The organism is Actinacidiphila yeochonensis CN732 (assembly GCF_000745345.1).
Lineage (GTDB): Bacteria > Actinomycetota > Actinomycetes > Streptomycetales > Streptomycetaceae > Actinacidiphila > Actinacidiphila yeochonensis.
Genome location: NZ_JQNR01000005.1, coordinates 1,355,455 through 1,379,272, shown reverse-complemented (window position 1 = coordinate 1,379,272; position 23,818 = coordinate 1,355,455). Strand labels below are relative to the sequence as shown.

Below are 23,818 nucleotides of genomic sequence, written 5' to 3'. Positions count from 1 at the left end.
TCCGCTCGCCTGGAGGGCTCCCTGGGGAGGTCCTCCGAGGAGCCGACCTCGGGGAGGTCTCAGTCCTCGGAGGGCGTGCCCTCGTCAGGGCCCTCCAGGCCCAGCCGCTCTTCGAGCCACTTGTTGAACTCGATGGCCGCCTGGACCCAGCTCACGGTCGTGGCCGTGAAGTGCTCAAGGCTGACGCCCATGCCGATGAGGGCCTGGGCCTCGCCGATGAGGCGGACGGACCCCTCGTCGTCGGTGTTGGTGTACACCTTCGGCCACAGCGTCAGGTGGTTCCACTCGTCGATGACCTCCAGCAGCTGGGGCTTCTCGTCGACGGAGTACTCGCGCTCGTAGAACGTGCGCACCGCGAAGACGTGCTGGGGGCCCTCGCCGCGGAACATGAAGTACGTGCGGAACTCCTCCCAGGGGGCGAGGAGGTCGTCTTCCTCGTCGACCGCGTACTTCAGGCCCATCTGCTCCAGAAGCTGCTTGACCAGCTCCTGGTTGGGGATGCCCACGACCGGGCCGGCGGGGCCGGACGGTTCGGGGTCGGGCTTGCCCCCGAAGTTCGGAATCGAGGACGGGTCGATGCTCACCGTGAAGGTTCCCTTCGTGACGTTTCCCCGCCATCCTCCCCCATCACGACCAGCCCGTCGACTGTCCGGTCGACCCGCACCGTCTGGCCGTCGAGGACCTCGCCGGCCAGCAGCTCGCGGGCCAACGGGTCGCCGATCGAGGTCTGCACCAGGCGGCGCAACGGGCGGGCGCCGTAGGCCGGGTCGAAGCCCTCCTCGGCCAGCCAGTCCAGCGCTCCGTCGGTGACGTCCAGGGTGAGGCGGCGGTCCCGGAGCCGGGCGGCGAGGCGGTCGGTCTGGAGCCGGGCGATGTGCCGCAGCTCCTCCTTGGACAGCGCGGAGAAGACCACCACGTCGTCCAGCCGGTTGAGGAACTCGGGCTTGAACGAGGCCCGGACGGTGGCCAGCACCTTCCCCTTCTTCTCCGCCTCGTCGAGCGCCGGGTCGACCAGGTACTGGCTGCCCAGGTTGGAGGTGAGGATCAGGATCGCGTTGCGGAAGTCGACCGTGCGGCCCTGGCCGTCGGTGAGGCGGCCGTCGTCGAGCACCTGGAGCAGCACGTCGAAGACCTCGGGGTGGGCCTTCTCCACCTCGTCCAGCAGCACCACGGAGTACGGGCGGCGCCGCACGGCCTCGGTGAGCTGACCGCCCTCCTCGTAGCCGACGTACCCGGGGGGCGCGCCGACCAGCCGGGCGACGGAGTGCTTCTCGCCGTACTCGCTCATGTCGATGCGGACCATGGCCCGCTCGTCGTCGAAGAGGAAGTCGGCCAGCGCCTTGGCCAGCTCGGTCTTGCCGACGCCGGTGGGGCCGAGGAAGAGGAACGAGCCGGTGGGGCGGTCCGGGTCGGCGATGCCCGAGCGGGAGCGGCGCACCGCGTCGGAGACGGCCCGCACGGCCTCGGCCTGCCCGATCAGCCGACGGCCCAGCTCCTCCTCCATGCGCAGCAGCTTCTGCGTCTCGCCCTCCAGCAGCCGGCCGGCGGGGATGCCCGTCCAGGCGGCGACCACGTCGGCCACGTCGTCCGAGCCGACCTCCTCCTTGACCATGGTCTCCTTGGCGGCCTCCTGCTCCTCGCGGGTGGCCTCCTCCAGCTCGGCCTCCAGCTTGGGCTTCTCGGCGTAGAGCAGCTTGGAGGCGGTCTCGAAGTCGCCGTCGCGCTGGGCCCGGTCGATGCGGGTGCCGATCTCGTCCAGCCGCTCCTTGAGCTCGCCGACGCGGTTGAGGCCCTGCTTCTCCTTCTCCCAGCGGGCGGTCAGGCCGCGCAGCTCCTCCTCGCGGTCGGCGAGGTCCTTGCGCAGCTTCTCCAGCCGCTGCACGGAGGCCGGGTCGGTCTCGTCGCGCAGCGCCATCTCCTCCATCCGCAGCCGGTCCACCGAGCGCTGGAGCTCGTCGATCTCGACCGGCGAGGAGTCGATCTCCATGCGCAGCCGGGAGGCGGCCTCGTCCACGAGGTCGATGGCCTTGTCCGGCAGGAAGCGGGAGGTGATGTAGCGGTCGGAGAGGGTGGCCGCGGCCACCAGCGCCGAGTCGGCGATCTGGACCTTGTGGTGAGCCTCGTAGCGGCTCTTGAGGCCGCGCAGGATCGCCACGGTGTCCTCGACGGTCGGCTCGGCCACCAGCACCTGCTGGAAGCGGCGCTCCAGAGCGGGGTCCTTCTCGATCCGCTCGCGGTACTCGTCGAGCGTGGTGGCGCCGACCATGCGCAGCTCGCCGCGGGCCAGCATGGGCTTGAGCATGTTGCCGGCGTCCATCGAGGAGTCGCCGCCGGCGCCCGCGCCGACGACGGTGTGCAACTCGTCGATGAAGGTGACGACCTGGCCGTCGCTCTCCTTGATCTCGGCCAGCACCGCCTTCAGCCGCTCCTCGAACTCGCCGCGGTACTTCGCCCCCGCCACCATCGCGCCGAGGTCGAGGGAGACCAGCCGCTTGTCGCGCAGCGACTCGGGCACGTCGCCCTTGACGATCCGCTGGGCCAGCCCCTCCACGACGGCCGTCTTGCCGACGCCGGGCTCGCCGATCAGCACCGGGTTGTTCTTCGTGCGCCGGGAGAGCACCTGCACCACCCGGCGGATCTCCTGATCCCGGCCGATCACCGGGTCCAGCTTGCCCTCGCGGGCCGCGGCCGTGAAGTCCGTGCCGTACTTCTCCAGCGCCTTGTACGTACCCTCCGGGTCCTGGCTGGTCACCCGCTGTCCTCCCCTGGCCTTCTCGAACGCCTTCAGCAGCGCCTTCGGCTCGGCGCCGCGCGAGGTCAGCAGGTCGGCCGCCGGGCCGCCCTTGACGGCGGTGCCGATCAGCAGGTGCTCCGTGGAAAGGTACGCGTCGCCGAGGTCCTTCGCCCGCTGCGAGGCGTCGGCGATGACGGCGAGCAGGTCGCGGTTGGCCTGCGGTGGCGCGACGGTGGATCCCTGGACCTTGGGCAGGCCCGCCACCAGGCGCTCGGCCTCGGCACGCAGCGCCCCCGGATCGGCGCCCACCGCTGCCAGCAGGTCGAGCACGTTCTCGTTCTCCGCGCCGCTCAACAGGGCGAGCAGCAGATGCGCGGGCGTCAGGTCCGGGTTCCCCTCGGCGACGGCCCGGGTGTTGGCGGCGTTCAGCGCTTCCCGGCTCTTGTTGGTCAGCTCGGCGTCCACTGGCCTCGCATCCTCCTCGGTGGTGGGGCTGGTTGTCGTCCGGCGGTCGGTGCCCGGACGGGTTCAGCAGATTTCAGCACGGCTTCCACCCCGTCCGGAGGAACCTGCGCAAACCTGCCTTGCTCAACCTAAGGCAAGTTGAGTCTATTCCACTCAATACTGTTGCGGGAGGGTTTTCCACAGGCGCGTCGCCCCCTCTCCCCGGCGAGGCCGGCGGCTGCCGCGGACACGCTCGGCGAAAGGGACGAGAGTCGGCGAAGGCGACGGGTCGGTCGGGGCCTGGGCGGGTGGGGGCGCTCGACGAGGGCCGACGGCCGGTCGGATGTCCGTGGCGGCCACGGGCACCGGGCGTCGAAGAGCGGCTACCGCCGTGCGGCGACGCGAAACGGGTGCTGCCCGGCCCCGCCGGCACCGGCGGGGCAGAGGACGCGATGACCTCCGAACGGGTGAGGCAGGGCCGGGGCGCGGCCCAGCCTCCACGCACGGGCTACCGTTCAGGCCATGTCCACCCTGGCCCGCCGCGACCCGCGCGCCCCCGAACCCGACTTCCTGGCCTTCTGGCGCGAGCGCCACGTGTGCACCCTGACCACGCTCCGGCCGGACGGCTCGCCGCACGTCGTGCCGGTGGGCGTCACCTACGACCCGGAGGCGGGCCTGGCCCGGGTGATCACCAACACCGCCAGCCGCAAGGCCGCCCACGTCCGCGCCGCGGGGCCCGGCGGGGCGCGGGTGGCGGTATGCCAGGCCGACCGGGGGCGCTGGTCGACGCTGGAGGGGGTCGCCACGGTCAGCGACGACCCGGCGCGGGTCGCCGAGGCCGTCCGCCGCTACGCCGAGCGCTACCAGCGCACACCGGCGGAGAACCCGGACCGGGTGGTCATCGAGATCGCCCTGACCCGGGCGATGGGACGGGCGGCGCCCCCGAAGCGATCGGCGGGGGTAGCGGGTGAAGCGGGGGAAGCCGGCGTACAGGGCGAAGCGGGCGATGTCTCCGCGGGCGGACCGGCGGAGCCCCCTGCGGTCGCCCCGGCGGAGGGGTAGGCGGGCGCTCTCCCGGCCCGGACGACGGCCTGAGGCATCCGATCCGGGAGGCCGGCGGGCCCGCGCGGGCGGTGGGCTCCGGACGGCGCCGGGTGCCCGGCCGGCTCCGGAGCTCAGGCCGCGATGGTCACCTTGCCCAGGAAGGCGTCCAGGTTCCGCAGCATCCGGGCCACCTGCTCCTCCAGGGTCAGTGTCTCCTCCAGCCGCTTCACCAGCGCGGAGGTCTTCTTCCCGCGTACGTAGAGCGGGCAGGCCAGGTCGGCACACATGTACAGGGCCACGGTGTTGCCCTGGCGGCCCGACGGTCCGGCCAGCTGCGCCGCCATCAGGTCCACCCCGCCGCCGCTGTGCCCGGTCACGCACAGGGAGCACAGGCTGGAGCGGGTGAGTCCGCGCCGCACCCCTGGCGCCGCGCGCAGCGTGATCCCGACGGGTCCGCCGTCTCCGGGCCGCACCAGGTAGCCGCGGTCCGGCGCCCCGGGGTCCCGCCAGCCGAGGAAGTCCAGATCGGCCCAGGGCAGCTCGGCCAGATCCCGGGGCAGCGCCAGCCGCTTCGCCTCCCCCTTGGAGCAGTTGACGAACGACCCGCGGATGTCGGCTTCGACCAGGGCTTCCATGCCCTTGACGCTAACAGCCGCCCGCGCCACGGCTCCTCCCCTTTTCCACCCTCCCGGCGTCTCCGCGGCCCAGCAGCGCCCGACGCCGACAGCGCGACGGCCCGCCCTCCCGGCGGGGAGGGCGGGCCGTACGGCGGTGGCGCCCGCCTCGGCGCGGGCCGGCGGTCAGCCGTCGCGCTTGGGCCGCCACACCACCAGGGCGCTGGTGTGCTGCACGTCCTGGTAGGGCACCAGGTCGCGCCGGTAGGAGGCGTGGACGGCCGCCTCACGCTGCTGGATGACGGCCGCGGCGCCCTCGACCGCCGCGTTGAGCTCGGCGACACGGGCCTGGAGTGCGGCGACCTGGTTCTCCAGCTCGATGATCCGCTTGATGCCCGCCAGGTTGATCCCGTCGTCCTGCGAGAGGCGCTGGACCTCGCGCAGCTGCTCGATGTCGCGGGCGGAGTACCGCCGCCCGCGGCCGGCCGCGCGGTCCGGGGAGACCAGACCGAGCCGGTCGTACTGCCGCAGGGTCTGCGGGTGCAGCCCGGACAGCTCGGCCGCCACCGAGATCACGTAGACCGGGGTCTCCTCGGTCAGCTGGTAGGGGTTGCGCCCCGCGGGGTGCGGGGGCCGCCGCCGTCCATGCTCATGCGTTCACGCTCCCTCTGCGGCCTTGAACAGCTCCGCTCGCGGATCGAAGTCCGCGAGAGCTTCACGGTAGGACTCCAGCGCGTCCAGCGCCTTCCCCTCCGTGCGCCCGGGAACCGCCACCTCGACGGTGACCAGCAGGTCGCCGCGGGTGCCGTCCTTGCGCTGCGCGCCCTTGCCGCGGGCCCGCATGGTGCGGCCGTTCGGCGTGCCGGGCGGCAGCTTCAGGGTGACCGGCGGGCCGCCCAGGGTCGGCACCTTGATGTCGCCGCCGAGCGCGGCCTCGGCGTACGTCACCGGGACCGTCACCGTCAGGTTCGCGTCCTTGCGGCCGAAGACCGGGTGGTCGCCCACGTGGACGACCACGTACAGGTCGCCGGCCGGGCCGCCGCGCTCGCCGGGGGCACCCTTGCCGCGCAGCCGGATGCGCTGCCCGTCGGTGACCCCGGCGGGGATGCGCACCTGCATCGTCCGTGAGCTCTTGGCGCGGCCGCTGCCGTGGCAGACCTCGCAGGGGTTCTCCGCGATCAGGCCGCGGCCCTTGCAGTCCACGCACGGGTCGGTGAGCGAGAAGCCGCCCCCGCCGCCGCGGGAGACCTGCCCGGTGCCGACGCAGGTCGGGCACACCCGGGGGGTGCCGTTCTTGTCGCCGGTGCCCGAGCACGCCTTGCACGCGGCCTGGGAGGACATCCGCAGCGGCACCGTGGCGCCGTCGACGGCCTCGGTGAAGCTCAGGGTGACCTCGGACTCGATGTCCTGGCCGCGCCGCGGCTGCACCCGGGTGCCGCCGCCGCGTCCGAAGAGGCCGCCGAACACGTCGCCCAGGCCGCCGCCGAAGCCGCCGCCCTGGCCGGTCGGGCCGCCGGTCGGGGCGCCCGCCCCGCCGAAGAGGTCGCCCAGGTCGAAGTTGAAGCCGCCGGGGCCGCCACCGCCCGGGCCCGGACGGAAGCCGCCGTTGCCGAACAGGGCGCGGCCCTCGTCGTACTCCTTGCGCCGCTTGGCGTCCGAGAGCACGTCGTTGGCCTCGGAGATCTCCTTGAAACGCTCCTCGGCCCCGGCGTCCCCCTTGTTCGCGTCGGGGTGGAACTCCCGGGCGAGCTTGCGGTACGCCTTCTTGATCTCGGCCTCGGTGGCGTCCTTGGGGACACCGAGGACCTTGTACAGGTCCTTCTCCAACAGGTCCCTACTGACGCTCATCCCCGGCGACCCTCCTTTCCCTCGTCCGTCACCAGTCCGTCGTCCCGGCCACAGGTGCGGCCAGGAGTCCGGCACGGGCCGGCCGCACGGCCCGGGCGGCGCTCATGGCGCGCCCGGTCCGTGCGGCTCGGCCGGCCGGCGCGGTCAGCCCTCGTCCGGGCCACCGCTCTCCTCGTCGTCCGCCGCCTTCTTCGGCTCGGCCTGCTCCTCCTTGCCGCCGGACTGCCCGGCCTGGGCACCCGGCTGCGGCTCGGCGACCGCGACCCGCGCGGGGCGCAGGTTGCGCTCACCGATGCGGTACCCGGGCTGGAGGATCTGCACGCATGTCGTCTCGGTGACGTCAGGCGAATAGCTGTGCATCAGGGCCTCGTGCACCAGCGGGTCGAAGGGCTCGCCCTCCTTGCCGAACTGCTGCAGCCCCAGCTTGGCGGCCACCGTCTCCAGCGACTCGGCGACCGACTTGAAGCCGCCCACCAGCTCGCCGTGCTCCCGGGCCCGGCCGATGTCGTCGAGCACCGGAAGCAGCTCGGTCAGGAGGTTGGCGATCGCGATCTCCTTGACGGCGACGCGGTCGCGCTCCACCCGGCGGCGGTAGTTCTGGTACTCGGCCTGGAGCCGCTGGAGGTCCGCGGTGCGCTCGTTGAGCGCCGTACGGGCCTGGTCCAGCTGCGCCTTGACGGCCGTCAGCTCCCTCGCGGTGTCCTCGTCCCCACCGGCGGCCGGGCCCCCTTCCCGGCGCCTCCGGCGTCCGCTCCCGACGTGCCGCCCTCGGCGGCGTCGTCGGACTCGGAGGGGACCTCGGGCTCCTCGAAGCCCTTCGGTTCCTCCGTCACGCGGCACCGTCCTTCTTCTCGTCGTCGACGATCTCGGCGTCCACCACGTCGTCGTCGGCGGTGTCCTGGGTCGCGCCCGCACCGGCCGCGCCGGCCGCGGCGGAGGCGGCACCGTCGGACTGGGCGTACAGCGCCTGGCCGAGCTTCTGGCTGGTCGCCGCGACCTTCTCGGTGGCCTCGCGGATGGCGGCGGTGTTGCCGTCGTCCGAGGACTCGTTCTTCAGCTTCTCCTTGAGGTCCGCCACGGAGGTCTCGACCTCGGAGCGCACGTCGTCGGGGAGCTTGTCCTTGTTGTCCGCGATGAACTTCTCGGTCTGGTAGACGAGCTGCTCACCCTGGTTGCGGGTCTCGGCGGCCTCGCGGCGCTTGTGGTCCTCGTCGGCGTACCGCTCGGCCTCCTCGCGCATCCGGTCGACCTCGTCCTTCGGCAGCGAGGAGCCGCCGGTGACGGTCATCTTCTGCTCCTTGCCCGTGCCCAGGTCCTTGGCGGTCACGTGCATGATGCCGTTGGCGTCGATGTCGAAGGCGACCTCGATCTGGGGCATGCCGCGCGGGGCCGGCGGCAGGCCGGTCAGCTCGAACATGCCGAGCTTCTTGTTGTACGCGGCGATCTCGCGCTCGCCCTGGTAGACCTGGATCTGCACCGACGGCTGGTTGTCCTCGGCGGTGGTGAAGATCTCGGAGCGCTTGGTCGGGATCGTGGTGTTGCGCTCGATCAGCTTCGTCATGATGCCGCCCTTGGTCTCGATACCGAGGGACAGCGGGGTGACGTCGAGCAGCAGGACGTCCTTGACCTCGCCCTTGAGGACGCCGGCCTGGAGGGACGCGCCGATGGCCACGACCTCGTCGGGGTTGACGCCCTTGTTGGCCTCCTTGCCGCCGGTCAGCTCGCGCACCAGGTCGGCGACGGCGGGCATGCGGGTGGAGCCGCCGACCAGGACCACGTGGTCGATCTCGGACAGCTGGATGCCGGCGTCCTTGATCACGTTGTGGAACGGGGTCTTGCAGCGCTCCAGGAGGTCCGCCGTCAGCTGCTGGAACTGCGCCCGGGTGAGCTTCTCGTCCAGGTGCAGCGGGCCCTCGGCGGAGGCGGTGATGTAGGGCAGGTTGATCGAGGTCTCGGTGGACGAGGACAGCTCGATCTTGGCCTTCTCCGCGGACTCGCGCAGCCGCTGGAGGGCCATCTTGTCCTTGGACAGGTCCACGCCGTGGCCGGACAGGAACTGCTTGACCAGGTAGTCGACGACCCGCTGGTCCCAGTCGTCGCCGCCGAGGTGGTTGTCGCCGTTGGTGGCCTTGACCTCCACCACGCCGTCGCCGATCTCCAGCAGCGACACGTCGAAGGTGCCGCCGCCGAGGTCGAAGACGAGGATCGTCTGGTCGTCCTTGTCCAGGCCGTAGGCGAGGGCGGCGGCGGTCGGCTCGTTGACGATCCGCAGCACGTTCAGGCCGGCGATCTCGCCGGCCTCCTTGGTGGCCTGACGCTCGGAGTCGTTGAAGTACGCCGGGACGGTGATGACCGCGTCGGCCACCTTCTCGCCCAGGTACGCCTCGGCGTCCCGCTTGAGCTTCTGCAGGATGAAGGCCGAGATCTGCTGCGGGTTGAAGTCCTTGCCGTCCAGGCTGATCCGCCAGTCGGTGCCCATGTGGCGCTTGACCGAGCGGATGGTGCGGTCGACGTTGGTGACCGCCTGCCGCTTGGCCACCTCGCCGACCAGCACCTCGCCGTTCTTGGCGAAGGCGACGACGGACGGCGTGGTCCTGGCGCCCTCTGCGTTGGTGATGACGGTGGGCTCGCCGCCTTCGAGAACGCTGACGACGGAGTTAGTCGTGCCCAGGTCGATGCCGACCGCACGTGCCATGGTGAATCCTCCAGCTGACTTGAGTGGAACTGGCTCAAGGGTGCACCAGAGCCGGAGGAGTGTCAAACGACATGAGCGAAGTCGACTCAACTTTACGGCGCCCTTATGCCGCACACCGCCGCGACCAGCACTTTCTCCAGGGCCGCCCAGCACACGGAGCCCATTCGCCCCGCGGGTCGCAACGCCACCGCCACCGGCACACCCGGCGCGCCGACCCTCGCGACACACCCCACCCAGCCACCTATAGAGCACCGTTCGCGCGGCTCACCTATAGGGCACCAACCAGACAGCTCGCGCCGTCACCTACCGCGCCCGCCCCACCCCGCCCACCAGGGCGCTTCACCCACCGGGGCCTCACCACCAGGACGCCCCTACCCGTGAAGCCGGCCGCCCAATCACCCGACTTACACCCTTTACGACCACTGCGGCCACCCATGAACCGCCCCTCCGGCGGGTTTCCTGACACGATGCTGCCGAGGGACCGGGACCACGCCCTCGGATCGGCCCGGACAGGCGGTCGTCTCCGCACCATCGGGCCGCGAAGGACGCGGCCGTCGGGCGGCGCGCGGCCCCGGCGGGGCGAGCCGCCACACGGGGCGCGGCAGAGATCACCGGCGGGCACACTTCATGACCGCGCCGATCCCGGGTAGCCTCACGGTGGACCGCAGTAAGTTACCGCTTAGTACGTTCTTGTTCGCGCAGGCCCGAGGAGCCACCATGCAGCTCGCCGCGATCATTGTGTCGCTGGTCCTCACGGCGGTCGGCGTCGCCTTGATCAGCCTCGCCGTCGCGCAGATCCACCGGTTCGTCCGGCTCGGTCAGCCCGTCCCCGAGGGCAGCCGCACCAGCTCCCCCGCGGCCCGCACGAAGACGCTGGCCCGCGAGTTCGTCGGGCACACCCGGATGAACCGCTGGGGCGTCGTCGGCGTCGCGCACTGGTTCGTCGCGGTCGGCTTCCTCACCCTCGGGCTGACCATCGTCAACGCCTACGGCCAGCTCTTCAGGGCCGACTGGATCCTGCCGGTGATCGGCACCTGGGTGCCCTACGAGGTGTACGTCGACTTCATCGCGCTCTTCACCACCCTGGGCATCCTCGTCCTGATGGCGATCCGGCTGATGAACCTGCCCTCCCGGGCCGGCCGCAAGTCCCGCTTCGCCGGCTCCACCGCCTGGCAGGCGTACTTCGTCGAGTACGTGATCCTGGTCATCGGCCTGGCCATCCTCACCCTGCGCGGCCTGGAGGGCGCCCTGCACGGTGTCGGCCACTACGAGGCGGGCTACTGGGCGTCGTACCCCCTCGTCGCCGCCTTCCGGGGCCTGAGCACCGGCACCCTGCAGAACCTCGTGTACCTCGTCGCGATGATCAAGCTCGGCGTCACCATGACCTGGGCGATCACCGTCGGCCTCAACACCGACATGGGCGTGGCCTGGCACCGCTTCCTCGCCTTCTTCAACATCTGGTTCAAGCGCGACCCCGAGGGCGCGGTCGCCCTGGGCGCGCTCCAGCCGATGACCAGCGGCGGCAGGGCGATCGACTTCGAGGACCCGGGCGAGGACGACGTCTTCGGCGTCTCCCAGGTGGAGCAGTTCTCCTGGAAGGGCATCCTCGACTTCTCCACCTGCACCGAGTGCGGCCGCTGCCAGTCGCAGTGCCCCGCCTGGAACACCGGCAAGCCGCTGTCGCCGAAGCTGCTGGTCATGAGCCTGCGCGACCACGCCCACGCCAAGGCCCCCTACCTGCTGGCCGGCGGCGGCAGGACGGCGGAGGGCGAGGAGAGGGCGACCCAGGAGCAGCTGGCCGGCGTCCCGGCGGCCGCCCTGGCCGAGGCCGAGCGCCCGCTGATCGGCACGGTCGAGGAGAACGGCGTCATCGACCCGGACGTGCTGTGGTCCTGCACCACCTGCGGCGCCTGCGTCGAGCAGTGCCCGGTCGACATCGAGCACGTGGACCACATCGTCGACATGCGCCGCTACCAGGTGATGATCGAGTCCGCCTTCCCGTCCGAGGCCGGCACGATGCTCAAGAACCTGGAGAAGAAGGGCAACCCCTGGGGCCTGCCGAAGAAGCAGCGCCTGGCCTGGGTGAAGGAGGTCGGCTTCGAGGTCCCGATCGTCGGCGAGGACATCGAGGACCTGTCCGAGGTGGAGTACCTGTACTGGGTGGGCTGCGCCGGCTCCCTGGAGGACCGGGCGAAGAGAACCACCAAGGCGTTCGCGGAGCTGCTGCACATCGCGGGCGTGAAGTTCGCGATCATGGGCGGCGAGGAGAACTGCACCGGCGACTCCGCCCGCCGCCTGGGCAACGAGTTCCTCTTCCAGCAGCTCGGCATGGAGAACGTGGCCATGCTCAACACGGCCTTCGGCGAGTCCCTCGACGACGACGGCACGGTGGACCCCGCGACCCGCAGGCCGAAGGCGTCGAAGAAGATCGTCGCCACCTGCCCGCACTGCTTCAACACCATCGCGAACGAGTACCCGCAGCTCGGCGGCGAGTACGAGGTCGTCCACCACACCCAGCTGCTCCAGCACCTGGTGGACGAGGGCCGCCTGGTGCCGGTCACCCCCGTCGAGGGCCTGATCACCTACCACGACCCCTGCTACCTGGGCCGGCACAACAAGGTCTACACGCCGCCGCGCGAGATCATCGCCAAGGTGCCGGGGCTGCGCAGCGAGGAGATGCACCGCCACAAGGAGCGCGGCTTCTGCTGCGGCGCGGGCGGCGCGCGGATGTGGATGGAGGAGCGGATCGGCAAGCGCATCAACAACGAGCGCGTCGACGAGGCCCTGTCGCTCGACCCCGACATCGTCTCCACCGCCTGCCCGTTCTGCCTGGTGATGCTCAGCGACTCCGTCAACGGCAAGAAGAACGACGGCACGGCGAAGGAGTCCGTGCAGGTCGTGGACGTGGCGCAACTGCTGCTCGACTCGGTGCGGACGCCGGCCGCCCAGCCCGCCGAGGCGGGGCGGGCGCGGCCGGGTCCGCGGGGCCGGCGCCGCCGCCGGCTGAACCGGCGAGGGCGGGCAGCGGCCCGCGACACGGCGGCGGGACGTCCCCCTCGGGGAGGACGCCCCGCCGCCGTGCGGACGGGACGCGCGGGCTCAGGCCACGCCGTGCTCCGCCAGGATCTTCCGGAAGCCGGAGGTGCTGAAGACGGCGTCGCTGTTGGCCACCTTCGCCCCGTCGATCCTGATCGACGGGGTGCCGCCCGCGCCGGAGTTCATGAACGCCTTCTCCGAGCGGCTGACGAAGTCCGCGTAACCCTGGCCGCGCACCGCGGCGTCGAAGGCCGAGGACCTCAGCCCGGGCACGTGGGAGGCGAGTTCCAGCAGGTAGGCGGCGGTGAAGCCGTCCGTGGTCTCGGGCGGCTGGAACTGGTAGATCAGCGTGTGGAGTTCGGCGAAGTGGTGCTGGGCCAGCGCCGCCCGCAGCGCGTTGACCGCCCGCTTGGAGCCGCCGCCGCCGAGGTTGCCGTCCAGGAAGGACGCCATCGTGTACTGGACGCGCAGGCTGCCGGACCGGGCCAGCGCCGAGACCTGCGCGGAGTTGGCCTCTTCGAAGCGCTCGCAGATCGGGCACCTCGGGTCCTCGTAGACGGTCAGGGTGTGCGGAGCCGAGACGTTCCCGACGGTGATCGTGGTGCCGTCGGCCTCCAGCCGGGCGGGCAACTGGTCCAGGACGAGGGTCCCGCTGGGGGACGCCGCGGTGGTGGGCGGTGCGGGCGTCGTGGGGGCGGGGACGTGGCCGCGGGGGGCGTCGTCCGGTGGAAGAGGCGGCCGACACCCGTGGCCCCTCCGTTCCCGTCCGAGGCGTCGGAGCTGCCCGAACCGCCGCACCCCGCCAGTACCACGGCGAGCACCGCGACAGCCGCCGCCGAGCCCGCTGCGGCCCTTGCTCCACCCGTTCGGCCTATCCGGCCGGTCCCGTTCCGCCGACCGTCCCCGGACCAGTCCCCGGACCCGTTCCCGCTGCCGCCCATGACTCCCCCACTCCGCTCGTACCGTGATCGCACCGGTCAGCCCACAGCGCCCGGAGAGCTACCGGGCGTGTCACAGGTTGGCAGCAATGCCCCTCAGGCGACAGCGGCCCGGTCCCAGACGGTCCCGTATTGGGTACGTTCGAGAACGTGGCTGGTTTCAGGGATCGACGGGGCGGACAGGGGCGGCGGCCTGCCGCGCCCACGGACGGCGGACCGATAGGCCGCGGGCCCGCTGGGGCACCGCCCGGCGCGTTCCCGGCAGGTCGCGTCAGCGGCGGACCCGGATACGGCGGGCCCGGGTACGGCGGTCGACCCGCGGCGCCGTCGTACGACGACGTGCCCGGCGGCACCCGGGCGTTCACCGTCAACGGCCCCGACCCGTACCGCGCCCAGGGCGGTGCCCCCACGGGCCAGGGCGGCGGGCCGTCCTACGGGCGCCGGCCGGGCGCGGGCGGCGGCCAGCGCGACGGGGGCCAGCGCGACGGGGGCCAGCGCGACGGCGGGCAACCGTACCCCGCGTACCAGGCGGCAGGCGGCTACGGCGAGAGTTACGAACCCGGTGGCTACGGCTCCTACAACGACGACGCGCCCTACGGCGACGACTCCTACGGCGAGGGCAACGGGTACGGCCCCTACGCCGACGACAACGTGGCCGTCTACCGCGCGGGCCAGTCGTCGGTGCCGCCGGCCGGACCCCGGCTGCACTGGAAGGAGCTGCTGAGCGGGATCGTGCTGCGGCCCGGCCAGACCTTCTGGCAGACGCGCGACCACACGGTGTGGGGCCCCGCCCTGATCGTCACCTTCGTCTACGGCCTGATCGCGGTCTTCGGCTTCGACTCCGCCCGCAGCGACATGCTGCACTCCACCCTCTCCACGAGCATCCCGTGGATGGTGACGACCGGCATCGCGGTGGTGCTGTGCGGGCTGACGCTGGGCGCGGTCACCAACACGCTCGCCCGCCAGCTGGGCGGTGACGGCGCCTGGGCGCCCACCGTCGGGCTGGCGATGCTGGTCACCTCGGTCACCGACGTGCCTCGGCTGCTGTTCGCGCTCTTCCTCGGCGGCGGCAACAGCTTCGTCCAGCTCCTGGGGTGGCTCACCTGGATCGCCTGCGGGGTGCTGATGACCTCGATGGTCGCGAAGTCGCACGACCTGCCCTGGACCAAGGCGCTGGGCGCGTGCTCGATCCAGCTGGTGGCGCTGCTGTGCCTCTTCAAGCTGCCGCTGATCTGAAGCTGAGGGCTGCCCGGGGCTGGGGGCTGGCGCGTGCCTGGAGGCTGCCGCAGGTCTGAGGGCTGCCGCTGACCTGGGCCCGCGCGGGCGCCCGGCGATCGGGCGCGGGCGTCAGACCTGCGTGCGGTGGAAGTTGAGGTAGGAACGGGAGGGCGTCGGCCCGCGCTGACCCTGGTAACGGGAGCCGTGCCGGGCGGAGCCGTACGGGTACTCCGCGGCCGAGGTGAGCCGGAACAGGCACAGCTGCCCGATCTTCATCCCGGGCCAGAGCTTGATCGGCAGCGTGGCGACGTTGGACAGCTCCAGCGTCACGTGGCCGGAGAACCCGGGGTCGATGAAGCCGGCGGTGGAGTGGGTGAGCACCCCGAGCCGCCCCAGGCTGGACTTCCCCTCCAGCCGCGACGCGATGTCGTCCGGAAGCGTGATCACCTCGTACGTCGAGGCCAGCACGAACTCCCCCGGGTGCAGGATGAACGCGTCATCCCCCTCCGGCTCCACCAGTCGCGTCAGGTCGGGCTGCTCGACGGCCGGGTCGATGTGGGGGTACCGGTGGTTCTCGAACACCCGGAAGTAGCGGTCCAGCCGCACGTCGATACTGGACGGCTGCACCATCGACGGCTCGAACGGGTCGACGCGCACGCGCCCGTTGTCGATCTCGGTCCGGATGTCCTTGTCTGAGAGAAGCACCCCCTGAGACTAACGGAGGGCGTGCCTCACCTCGGCAGACGGCGCGGCCCCGGCCGCCCGGGCCGGGGCCGTACACACCGCGGCGGAGGCCCCGCGGACCGCGAACCCCGCGCCCCGCAGGGCCCGGTGGGGGCGCGCGCACCAGGCGCTCACACCACGGACGCCTGCCCCACCGAGACCGGGGTCACTTCCCCGAACCACCCATGACGGCACCCACCGGCACCGCACTCCGCAGCCGCGCGCACTTCGGGCACCGCAAGAGCCGCCCCGGCCCGAGCCGCGCGGGCCCGAGCTGCTGCATCGGAAACCTCGCGGTACTGAACACGTGCCCCTCCACACAACGAACGACGGTGCGCTCCATGAAGCCCCTTCCCCAACTCCGCGTGGCCGAGGCACCACACACTAGGCCACCGCGCCCCCACCCCCCGGAACACCACACCGGACCCCATCCCCCGCCTACTCCCCCACACCCCACCCGCCATGCGGTACAGTATCGGCGGAAGCCCCACCACAACGGGGTCCAGGCGGATGTAGTTTAATGGTAGAACATGAGCTTCCCAAGCTCAGAGCGCGGGTTCGATTCCCGTCATCCGCTCCATTGCGAAGCCCCAGGAATGAGTTCCTGGGGCTTTTGTTTTCTGAACCATTTTTCGGAGACCGCGCCCTATCGTGCCGACTTAGCAGCGACAAGGCGGCGAATAGTCGCTATGGCTAAGAGGTTGTCTCACGTGGCAGGTTCCGCGAGCTTCTTGAGTAGCTCAGGGCGGTGGCCATGGCCAGGCTTCGGCTCTGCCGGTCGTTGCGGTCCGCGTACGGGATCTTGAGGCCACGAGTAGCCCATGGCAGGCTCATGCTGCATGATCGACGAATTCGCGAAGACCAGCCTGCACGGCAGACTGCGGCGGGACCGCATGGCGCTGATCTGGAAACTCGACGGCCTGTCCGAGTACGACGCCCGCCGACCTTTGACCGTGACCGGGACCAACCTCCTCAGCCTGGTCAAACACGTGGCCAGCGTTGAGGCCAGGTACTTCGGCGAGGTCTTCGACCGGCCCTCCCCGGAACCGCTGCCCCGCTGGCAGGAGCACGACGGCAGCGATCTATGGGCGGTTGAGGACGAGGCACGCGAACAGATCATCGAGTCCTACCGGCGCACGTGGGAACACTCAGACGCGACGATCGACGAGCTTGCCCTCGATGCCGCCGGCCATGTGCCGTGGTGGCCGGAGCCTTATGCCAACACGAACCTGTTCGCCGTCCTGGTTCACGTCCTCGGCGAGACCAATCGGCATGCCGGGCACGCTGACATCCTGCGCGAAGGCGTCGACGGCCGAACCGGGACGCGCCCCGAGCATGAGACGCAGATCGATGAGGCCGCCCGCGCCACCTATTGCGCGAAGATCGAGCAGGCCGCCAGATCGGCCGCATCAGTCAAGGCATAGAAGGCTGTCCCACGTGACGTGATGGTCGAGCGCCATGATCCCGGCCGTGAGTGCTGCTCTGTCGAAGCGTTTGGTTCCTGATGAGCACGGGCGGCGCCGGTGTGGTAGACCACCGTGATTCCCAAGCTCAGAGCGCGGGTTCGATTCCCGTCATCCGGGTCCATTGCAGAGCCCCAGGTCAGCGGACCTGGGGCTTTGTGTGTACAGATCATCCGTCCCCCTCCTCAACGGCCACGTCTCGCGGTGTGCGGGGTGGTGCCGGGCGGTGCCGGGCAGCGGCGGCCCGACGCCGCACCGTGGCCGGCGCGAGCGACTCGGGCCCTGTGCCCACCGACCTCAACTGCGGGGTGCCGCGCTTGTACTGTGCAGGCCTGAGCTTCGAAAGGAATCCCGCCGTGAAGACCTTCACCTTGCCTGGCACCGACATCCTCGCCCCGAACGTCGTGCTCGGCCTGATGCGGATCGCCGAAAAGACCGACGAGGACATCCGCGAACTCGTCCGCACCGCGCGCGACGCGGGGATCGACTTCGTCGACCACGCCGACATCTACGGTGGCGAACTGCACGCCTGCGAACGCCGCTTCGCCGACGCGATGGCGCTGAGCCCGTCGCAGCGTGACGAGATCACGATCCAGACCAAGGCCGGAATCGTGCCGGACGGGCCGTACTACGACTTCTCCTACGAGCACATCGTCACATCGGTCGAGGCCTCGCTCACGGCCCTGCGGACCGACCGTATCGACATCCTGCTGCTGCACCGCCCCGACGCGCTCGTCGAGCCCGAAGAGGTGGCCCGCGCCTTCGACGAGCTCGAATCCTCGGGCAAGGTTCGCGCCTTCGGTGTCTCGAACCACACGCCTCGGCAGATCGACCTGCTGCGCAGGTACGTGCGTCAGCCCATCGTGGCCAACCAGCTCCAGCTCTCGATCACACACGCGCCGATCGTCGCCCAAGGGGTCGCCGCGAACATGCTCGCAGAGCAGCAGTCGGCCACCCTCGACGGCGGAGGGATCGTCGACTACTGCCGTCTGAACGACATCACCGTCCAGGCGTGGTCTCCCTTCCAGGCCGGTTTCTTCACCGGTGTCTTCCTCGGCTCGCCGGACTACCCCGAGCTCAACGCCGTCATCGACCGGCTCGCCGCCCAGTACGACGTCCCCGCCATTGCCATCGCGACCGCCTGGATCACCCGCCACCCCGCTCAGATGCAGGTCGTGCTCGGCACCACCAGCCCGGAGCGCGTCGCGGGCGCCGCTCAGGGCTCCGAACTGCGGCTCACCCGGGCCGAGTGGTACGAGCTGTTCCGCGCCGGGGGCCACCTCGTTCCCTGAACGACCAACGGCGCGGCTCCGGCCGCTCGCGCGACGGACTTTCCCGCCGCGGAGCCACCGCCGTCATGCCGCTCAGCGGACCCTGCGAACCGCCGCCGTGTGCCACTTCCGCACCACGCGCGGCGGTCCAACTCGCTCAACCATGGGCACCAGCGGCGGCGTCTCAGTCAACACTTCAGGAGCGCACGCGCCGGCGACCAGCACTGATGTCGGCAGAGCGGCTGTGATTCCCCAGCTCGCAGCGCCGGTTCGATTCCCTTCATCCGCTCCATGTGAAGCCCCGGGAATGGGTTCCTGGGGCTTTTTTCGCTTCGCCCGTATCGGGAGCAGCACGTCGTCTTCGTGCGAATTCGGCAACAGCAAGACGGCGGACCGTGGACTTTGACCACGCCCGCCTTCGACGGCCGCTCGCGTCGGGCACGCCGCGTGGGGGCCATCGCCCGGGGAGTGCGGAGAGTGCGGAGAGACGGCAGACGGTACGGAAGCCGGGAGAGCGACGGCTGTCGGATCGCTCGTGCCGATCACCGGATGTCAGACCGGGCCCCTACCGTGAGAGGGCAGTTGAGCGTCCACTACGGAACGGGGGTTGGTCATGGGTGCCAGCGGGTGGGACTACATCACTCCGTACAGCGGAAGTGTCGAGGCGACACTCAAAGCGTTGCACGACGAGGTCTTCCAGCAGATCTACGGCGACGGCGAGGAGTACGCGAGCCTTACAGAACTCTACGAGGACGAGGAGTTCATGAGCGAGGAGGGGACTCATTCGATTCTGGACGTGCGATGGATAGTCGATACGACCGAGCCCGTACGAGGGACGGACTACTTCACCGTTCGCCCACTGCCCAGGGCTCGACTCGTACACCACTTCGGCACGGATCGCCCGACCGTGAAGCAGTACGAAGACGCGATGGCACACTCATATGCGGCCATGCGCAACCGGAGGCCCATGGCCGAGGACACGACTTTGCTCGCCGAAGACCGCATGCGCTGGACGGGCGTCTATGTGATCCTCTGCACCGACAACCGACCTACCCATGTTGGATTCTTCGGCTCTTCCGGCGACTGAGTCCCCGAACAACCCTCGACGGCACTTATCCACTTCCGGCAGGGCGGTAAACATGAACCTCAACATTCAAGGTCGAGCAGTCACTCGCGCCCGCCTTGATGGAGTTCTTGCGGTTCTGATGGGCTTGGATTGTGAACTGCACATCGAGACCGAGATGGTGATCCAACTGCCATCCGGAGAGCACTTCGTTTTCGATCCGGAATCCCCAGGCGACGCGACCTCCTATCTTGTGCACCCAACCGGCGACGTAATCTCCGAGGCCGAGGCGGGTGTTGATGTGTGTCCGTGCCGACGCCAGAGCCGTCTTCACCCCGGGGTGAACAGCCGCGTCCAGGACATGCCTCGGTTGCCACCGCGCCCAGAGCGACCTTCGCGTTTCCGGTCGCCCATGAGCGGCTCGCGGCACGTAGTGGCACAGGGCGCTAGCGTGGAGGAGTGCCAGCTCAGCCCGAGGTCACCCAGCGCGATCTGCGCAGCCGGTCCAAAGAGATCATGGATGCCGTCCAGGGCGGCCAGCCCTTCACCGTCACGCGCGACGGGCACCGGATCGGGGAACTCATCCCGCTCGGTCACCGGCGGCGGTTCGTTCCGTGCTCGGAGTTCGCGGCCATGTCCCGCACGGCGTCGGAGGTCTTGCTCGACGTGTTCCGGGTCGGCCAGGACGCCACAGCCGAGCAGGAGACGGACGACCCTTATGCCCGCTGAGCGCGGCCGGCGCCTCGACATCCTGCAACGCGCTGAGAACGAGCTCGACCCCATCCCCTTCGACGCCGAAGCCGCCCGCATCTACGGCAGGGTCTGCGCCGTCGTGATCGGAGCCGGCCACAAGCAACGGCGCCGGGTCGCCGGGGCGCGGACCTCGTGATCGCCGCCATCGCCATCGCCGAAGAACTCCCCCTCTTCACCACCAATCCCGAGGACGACAAGGGCCTCGACGGCCTCCTCACTGTCGTCCCCGTCACCCGACCCACCGTCCTTCACGACCGATAGACCGCGGCCATCGCACCACCGCCTCCTGCTCGTCCCGGCTCTCCAGGTGGTCGACGCGTCTCATCTGTCCGGCGAGGACGGAGCAGTTGGAGTGGCTCCAACGCGACTCTCATGACGGCGACGCCGCTCGCGGCTACGTCCAGCACTGGCGCCAGGTGTCCGGGGCGGCTGCCAGGGATCGACTCGGCGATATCCCGCGGCTGGAGCCGCTGCCGGCGCAGAGGCCAACGCGGTGGCGGATACTGCTGAGCACGCCGTTGTCCACGATGCGGCCACGGGGACCGGCGACGGACCCCGACGCCAGAACACCGGATGGCGTATACAGAGTCGCGACACACCACTACCGGACGCCGCTCGGTCATTCATCGAGGCCGTCACTTTCGCAGACGCCGAAACGATCGTCTCCGTTGTGCGCGAAGAATTCTCGAAGGACTGGATGGACATGCCCGTCTGGGCACGGAACCTGGCGTTCCGATTGGCCTGTCTCCAACGGCCGGATGACGCGGCTCTACTCCGGGAGGCCGGTGTGGATCTTCTGAGTTTCGGTCCGGACTGGGACCAAACGGCCCACGAGTTGCTGGAACGAGCCGACAGGCTTGAGTCGTCATGAAACGAGGCAACGAAATTCGCGATGCCCGTCGAAGGCCCGGTACGCGTTTCCGGGAGTCAGTCATCGCATAGGCCGTGGCCATCGGACACCGGCCGGAGGACCAGACCCTTGTCGGATGCGTCGGCTCTTCCGGCGAACGAATCCCCGAGCAACCCCCACCCGGCCCGGCTTGAACGGGCTGGTCCCCTCCACAACGGGTCAGTAGCTGGGGGTGCAACTCCTGACCGACGCGGGCCGAGTCGAGTCTATGCGGGCAACGTCGGTCCCTCTGGGCAGACCTCGTCTTCAGCGTCTCGGGAGCTCAGGGCGCGGGTTCGGTCTCCGCCGTCCGCTCCATCGGTGCGTACGAAACGGGCGGCTTCGGCAGCGATGAGTCCGCCGAGGGCGACGGGTCTACCCCTTGACCGGGACATCCGGAACAACCGGAGCAACCGGGACAACCGACTCTTGGGAGCAAGGCGTGGGACTCATTCACATCGAGCTGTTCGCGACCCTCGACCTCGTCGGTCAGGCGCCAGGCGGACCTGACGAGGATCCGGCGGGGTTCCCGTTCGGCGGCTGGCAGGCGCCGCTGGTGGACGAGGTCACGGGGGCGCAGGTCGGTGCCGCGTACGAGGGCACGGACGCGCTCCTGCTCGGACGGCGGACGTACGACATCTTCGCCGCCTACTGGCCGCATCAGAAGGGTGGGGAGGACAACGAGATCGCCGCGCTCTTCAACCGCGTCCCGAAGTACGTGGCCTCCCGCGGCAACCCCGACCTCTCGTGGGCGGGTTCCACCCTGCTGGGTCCGGACCTGGCCGGGGCGGTGCGCGAGCTCCGTGACCGGCACGAGCATGTGAAGGTCGTCGGGAGCCTGGACCTGGTGCAGTCCCTCCTGCGCGAGAAGCTCTTCGACCGTCTCGACCTCTGGGTGCACCCGATCACGCTCGGCGTCGGGAAGAAGGTGTTCGACGGCGGCGCCGTGCCCACCAGCCTCACACTCCTCGAAGCGCCGGCAGCCGGCCCCAACGGCACCGTGTACCTGCGCTACGGCCTCGCCGAGGGTACGCCCGGTACCGGGGACATGAGCGCTCCCGATCGCGGTGTCGAGCGCGACGGCTGAAGCCGTACCGCGCCAGGCGGTGGACCGTCGTCGACTCGGCGGTCGACTACCGGGGCGGGCAGAGCGAGGACATCCTGGGCGAACTCCTCGACGGGCCGCGACAGGTTCGTCCTGGCTGCGGAGTACACGGCCTCCCGGGGACGGCAGCGAGCCGAACGCCGCCGGCAACCACCGCAAGAACCTGGCGTTGTCGTTGGAGACGGGCCTGCGGCGGCTCCGCACCGGCCACATCGACCTCTACTGGGTTCACTTGTGGGACCGGCACACCCCGGTGGAGGAGACCGTGCGTGCCCTGGACGGCGCGGTCCGTGCCGGGAAGGTCACCACCCGGCACGGCCTGAAGCTGTGGCGCTGGCCGCGAGCCTTCCGGCCGGCGCGGACGACGCCGGCGCGGAAGGGGTACGCGCCCCGCCGCGCAGGGCCACGGAGGTCAGACCGCGCTCATCGGTGTGGCGTCGATGCCGATGGTCTGCTGGTCGATGCCGTACACGGAGGTGCTACCCGAACGGGTGACGACCCCGATCTGTGACTGCATGTCGTGCTGGACCACCTGCTCCATGTGCGCGGAACCGTTCTTGACGAACGGCTGCAGGCTCTTGCCCAGGGTGACGTAGGCACTGAGGTCCTTCGCGAGCACCGTCTCGTCGACGGCGCTGTCGCTGAGCACCAGGGCGCCGCCGTCCGCGGTGCGCACCGCGAAGGTCGCCCCGACGGGCGGGCGGGCGGCCTTGTAGTCGGCGTAGGCGTGGTCGTCCATCTGGTTGCCGCGGTCGGTGTGGACGGATATCGCGTCGTCGCGTTCCTTGGTCTTCGCCAGGTCGGACTTCTCGCCTCCGGTGGCGTACAGGTCGGCGACCGCACTGGCCAGGCCGCTCGGCGTCGAGGTGCCGATCCTGGCGGCGGGGGCGACCACCGTCGCCAGCCCGCTGCGGTCCAGGGCCAGGGCCGGGATGTCCTTCTGCTCGTCCCCGGAGAAGTCGCCCGCGGCCACCGCGCGCCAACCGCCGCTCAGGTGCTGGAAGACGAGGAAGCGGGTGAACGTGGTCGCCGGTGCGCCCGCCTTGCCGTCCTTGAGGTCCGCGAGCGCGGCCTTCATCACGAACCAGTCCGCCTTCGCGGAGGCCGGCGGTATGAAGAACGAGCGCTGGACGTACGCGAACGGCGCCAGGTTCTCCGCGACCTCCTTCTGGTCCAGCTTGGGCAGCTGCGTGAAGTACCCCTTGTCGGCGGCGAGCATCGCGCCGCCGTCGGCCTTGGCCATCAGTGCGAGGCTGCGTCGGGCGTTGGCCTGGTTGTTGAGGCTCTGGTAGGTGTCGACGACCTTGTCGGCCTCACCGGCACGGAGCAGCGGCTGCTCGGCCGCGGCCGACGTCGCCTTCGCCGCGGAAGACGCGGAGGGTGAGGCGGCGGAGCCGGATGAGGACGAGCAGCCCGCGACGAGAACGAGCGAGGCCGCTGCGGCAGCGGCGGTGAGAAGGGAGGCGGACGCGGTACTCGGAGTGCGCTGCGGCATGACGGTTCTGATCCCCCGTGGATTCGTCGGCCCGGCCGGCGCCCACCGCCGCCGTGAGTGTTCCCAGGGCACGCTATCGGACTGCCCGAATGCTCCCTGCGGCCCCTGTGGCGCCGCGTGCGAGGCCCGTGGTCGGCGGTGGCGCTGACGGCGACGGGCCCTCGGCGGCATCTCCGAGGTTCAGGCGCATCGCGCCGCCCGGTACTCCAGCCCGCGTACCAGGGCGTCCCGCACCCCTGCCCTCAGGTGCCGGGCCCACGGCGGGTCGCTCCCGCCGCGCACCGTGCTCCGCCAGGCGAGGCCGCGGCCGTACTCCGCGGGCGTCAGGGTGAGCAGGTGCACCGGCCGGGGCGGGCAGTCAGTGCGGTCGGCGGCCGGGGCCCGCGAACCACGGCCGTACACACGTAGGCCCCCCGGCCCCGGCCGCGTGCTCGCCGGGGCGGGGGGCCTACGCGCGTTGTCGGTGCCCTCCGGGGTCGTGGAGG

Annotated in this window: 18 protein-coding genes, 1 tRNA gene and 3 pseudogenes; 11 read left to right on the top strand and 11 right to left on the bottom strand. The window is 70.7% G+C overall.

The window, feature by feature from the left end:
* Positions 1-59: 59 nt before the first annotated feature.
* Entirely contained in the window at positions 60-584 is a 525-nt protein-coding gene (locus BS72_RS17675; RefSeq protein WP_037911743.1) for a type III secretion system chaperone family protein, read from the bottom strand.
* Positions 581-3,199, bottom strand: coding sequence for an ATP-dependent chaperone ClpB (clpB, locus tag BS72_RS17670; RefSeq protein ID WP_037911742.1), 2,619 nt, complete (start codon positions 3,197-3,199; stop codon positions 581-583). Before clpB ends, BS72_RS17675 begins: the two co-directional genes overlap by 4 nt.
* A gap of 501 nt (positions 3,200-3,700) precedes the next feature.
* On the opposite strand from clpB, the pseudogene BS72_RS17665 reads away from it, so the two are divergent.
* Positions 3,701-4,111: pseudogene (locus BS72_RS17665) on the top strand (pyridoxamine 5'-phosphate oxidase family protein); the annotation flags it as partial.
* A gap of 242 nt (positions 4,112-4,353) precedes the next feature.
* Here the strand turns inward: BS72_RS17665 and BS72_RS17660 are convergent.
* From BS72_RS17660 to dnaK, 5 genes are all read right to left on the bottom strand, one after another.
* Positions 4,354-4,857 (bottom strand): FBP domain-containing protein, encoded by a 504-nt coding sequence (locus tag BS72_RS17660; RefSeq protein ID WP_037911741.1) that lies wholly within the window; start codon positions 4,855-4,857, stop codon positions 4,354-4,356.
* A 165-nt stretch (positions 4,858-5,022) separates the two neighbouring features.
* A complete protein-coding gene (locus tag BS72_RS17655; protein WP_037911740.1) occupies positions 5,023-5,436 on the bottom strand; it encodes a heat shock protein transcriptional repressor HspR in 414 nt (137 codons plus the stop codon).
* A gap of 57 nt (positions 5,437-5,493) precedes the next feature.
* Entirely contained in the window at positions 5,494-6,684 is a 1,191-nt protein-coding gene (gene dnaJ / locus BS72_RS17650; RefSeq protein WP_037911739.1) for a molecular chaperone DnaJ, read from the bottom strand.
* A 144-nt stretch (positions 6,685-6,828) separates the two neighbouring features.
* Positions 6,829-7,524: a nucleotide exchange factor GrpE gene (gene grpE, locus BS72_RS17645; RefSeq protein ID WP_198545917.1), complete on the bottom strand. Its 696-nt coding sequence runs from the start codon at positions 7,522-7,524 to the stop codon at positions 6,829-6,831.
* Positions 7,514-9,379, bottom strand: a complete 1,866-nt coding sequence (gene dnaK / locus BS72_RS17640; RefSeq protein ID WP_037911737.1) for a molecular chaperone DnaK — start codon at positions 9,377-9,379, stop codon at positions 7,514-7,516. Before dnaK ends, grpE begins: the two co-directional genes overlap by 11 nt.
* Before the next feature lie 717 nt (positions 9,380-10,096).
* On the opposite strand from dnaK, the pseudogene BS72_RS17635 reads away from it, so the two are divergent.
* Positions 10,097-12,361 (top strand): annotated as a pseudogene (locus BS72_RS17635) ((Fe-S)-binding protein); the annotation flags it as partial.
* Positions 12,362-12,478: 117 nt separating this feature from the next.
* Here BS72_RS17635 and BS72_RS39940 read toward each other — a convergent pair.
* Positions 12,479-13,213, bottom strand: coding sequence for a DsbA family protein (locus tag BS72_RS39940; protein ID WP_198546013.1), 735 nt, complete (start codon positions 13,211-13,213; stop codon positions 12,479-12,481).
* Positions 13,214-13,692: 479 nt separating this feature from the next.
* On the opposite strand from BS72_RS39940, the gene BS72_RS17630 reads away from it, so the two are divergent.
* Positions 13,693-14,589: a Yip1 family protein gene (locus BS72_RS17630; RefSeq protein WP_051951209.1), complete on the top strand. Its 897-nt coding sequence runs from the start codon at positions 13,693-13,695 to the stop codon at positions 14,587-14,589.
* 111 nt (positions 14,590-14,700) lie between these two features.
* On the opposite strand, the gene dcd is transcribed toward BS72_RS17630, so the two are convergent.
* Positions 14,701-15,276, bottom strand: coding sequence for a dCTP deaminase (dcd, locus tag BS72_RS17625; protein WP_037911733.1), 576 nt, complete (start codon positions 15,274-15,276; stop codon positions 14,701-14,703).
* A 524-nt stretch (positions 15,277-15,800) separates the two neighbouring features.
* Here dcd and BS72_RS17620 point away from each other — a divergent pair.
* From BS72_RS17620 to BS72_RS39935, 8 genes and pseudogenes are all read left to right on the top strand, one after another.
* Positions 15,801-15,874: transfer RNA gene (locus BS72_RS17620), tRNA-Gly, on the top strand.
* Between the two features lie 259 nt (positions 15,875-16,133).
* Complete coding sequence (locus BS72_RS17615; protein ID WP_037911731.1) at positions 16,134-16,718, top strand: DinB family protein; 585 nt, start codon at positions 16,134-16,136, stop codon at positions 16,716-16,718.
* Positions 16,719-17,113: 395 nt separating this feature from the next.
* Entirely contained in the window at positions 17,114-18,049 is a 936-nt protein-coding gene (locus BS72_RS17610; protein ID WP_037911730.1) for an aldo/keto reductase, read from the top strand.
* 592 nt (positions 18,050-18,641) lie between these two features.
* On the top strand, positions 18,642-19,115 hold the full coding sequence (locus tag BS72_RS17605) for a hypothetical protein (RefSeq protein WP_037916426.1): 474 nt from the start codon (positions 18,642-18,644) through the stop codon (positions 19,113-19,115).
* Positions 19,116-19,550: 435 nt separating this feature from the next.
* Entirely contained in the window at positions 19,551-19,820 is a 270-nt protein-coding gene (locus tag BS72_RS17600; protein ID WP_037911728.1) for a type II toxin-antitoxin system Phd/YefM family antitoxin, read from the top strand.
* A pseudogene (locus BS72_RS17595) lies at positions 19,816-20,105 on the top strand (VapC toxin family PIN domain ribonuclease); the annotation flags it as partial. The gene BS72_RS17600 and the pseudogene BS72_RS17595, both read left to right, overlap by 5 nt.
* 1,070 nt (positions 20,106-21,175) lie before the next feature.
* Entirely contained in the window at positions 21,176-21,820 is a 645-nt protein-coding gene (locus tag BS72_RS17585) for a dihydrofolate reductase family protein (protein ID WP_037911725.1), read from the top strand.
* Entirely contained in the window at positions 21,801-22,349 is a 549-nt protein-coding gene (locus BS72_RS39935; RefSeq protein WP_407638980.1) for an aldo/keto reductase, read from the top strand. Before BS72_RS17585 ends, BS72_RS39935 begins: the two co-directional genes overlap by 20 nt.
* On the opposite strand, the gene BS72_RS17580 is transcribed toward BS72_RS39935, so the two are convergent.
* Together BS72_RS17580 and BS72_RS17575 are read right to left on the bottom strand one after the other, a co-directional pair.
* A complete protein-coding gene (locus BS72_RS17580) occupies positions 22,251-23,333 on the bottom strand; it encodes a hypothetical protein (protein ID WP_037911722.1) in 1,083 nt (360 codons plus the stop codon). The two genes, BS72_RS39935 and BS72_RS17580, sit on opposite strands and share 99 nt — an antisense overlap.
* 180 nt (positions 23,334-23,513) lie before the next feature.
* Positions 23,514-23,675 carry a hypothetical protein gene (locus tag BS72_RS17575; protein WP_157856266.1) on the bottom strand — a complete coding sequence of 54 codons (162 nt, stop codon included), beginning with the start codon at positions 23,673-23,675 and terminating at the stop codon, positions 23,514-23,516.
* Positions 23,676-23,818 lie beyond the last annotated feature (143 nt).

Excerpts from the sequence above, each read along its gene's own strand:
- BS72_RS17660 (WP_037911741.1), bottom strand. The coding sequence starts at position 4,857 with ATGGAAGCCCTGGTCGAAGCCGACATCCGCGGGTCGTTCGTCAACTGC.
- dnaJ (WP_037911739.1), bottom strand. The coding sequence starts at position 6,684 with ATGAGCGTCAGTAGGGACCTGTTGGAGAAGGACCTGTACAAGGTCCTC.
- dnaK (WP_037911737.1), bottom strand. The coding sequence starts at position 9,379 with ATGGCACGTGCGGTCGGCATCGACCTGGGCACGACTAACTCCGTCGTC.
- BS72_RS17615 (WP_037911731.1), top strand. The coding sequence starts at position 16,134 with ATGATCGACGAATTCGCGAAGACCAGCCTGCACGGCAGACTGCGGCGG.
- BS72_RS17605 (WP_037916426.1), top strand. The coding sequence starts at position 18,642 with ATGGGTGCCAGCGGGTGGGACTACATCACTCCGTACAGCGGAAGTGTC.
- BS72_RS17580 (WP_037911722.1), bottom strand. The coding sequence starts at position 23,333 with ATGCCGCAGCGCACTCCGAGTACCGCGTCCGCCTCCCTTCTCACCGCC.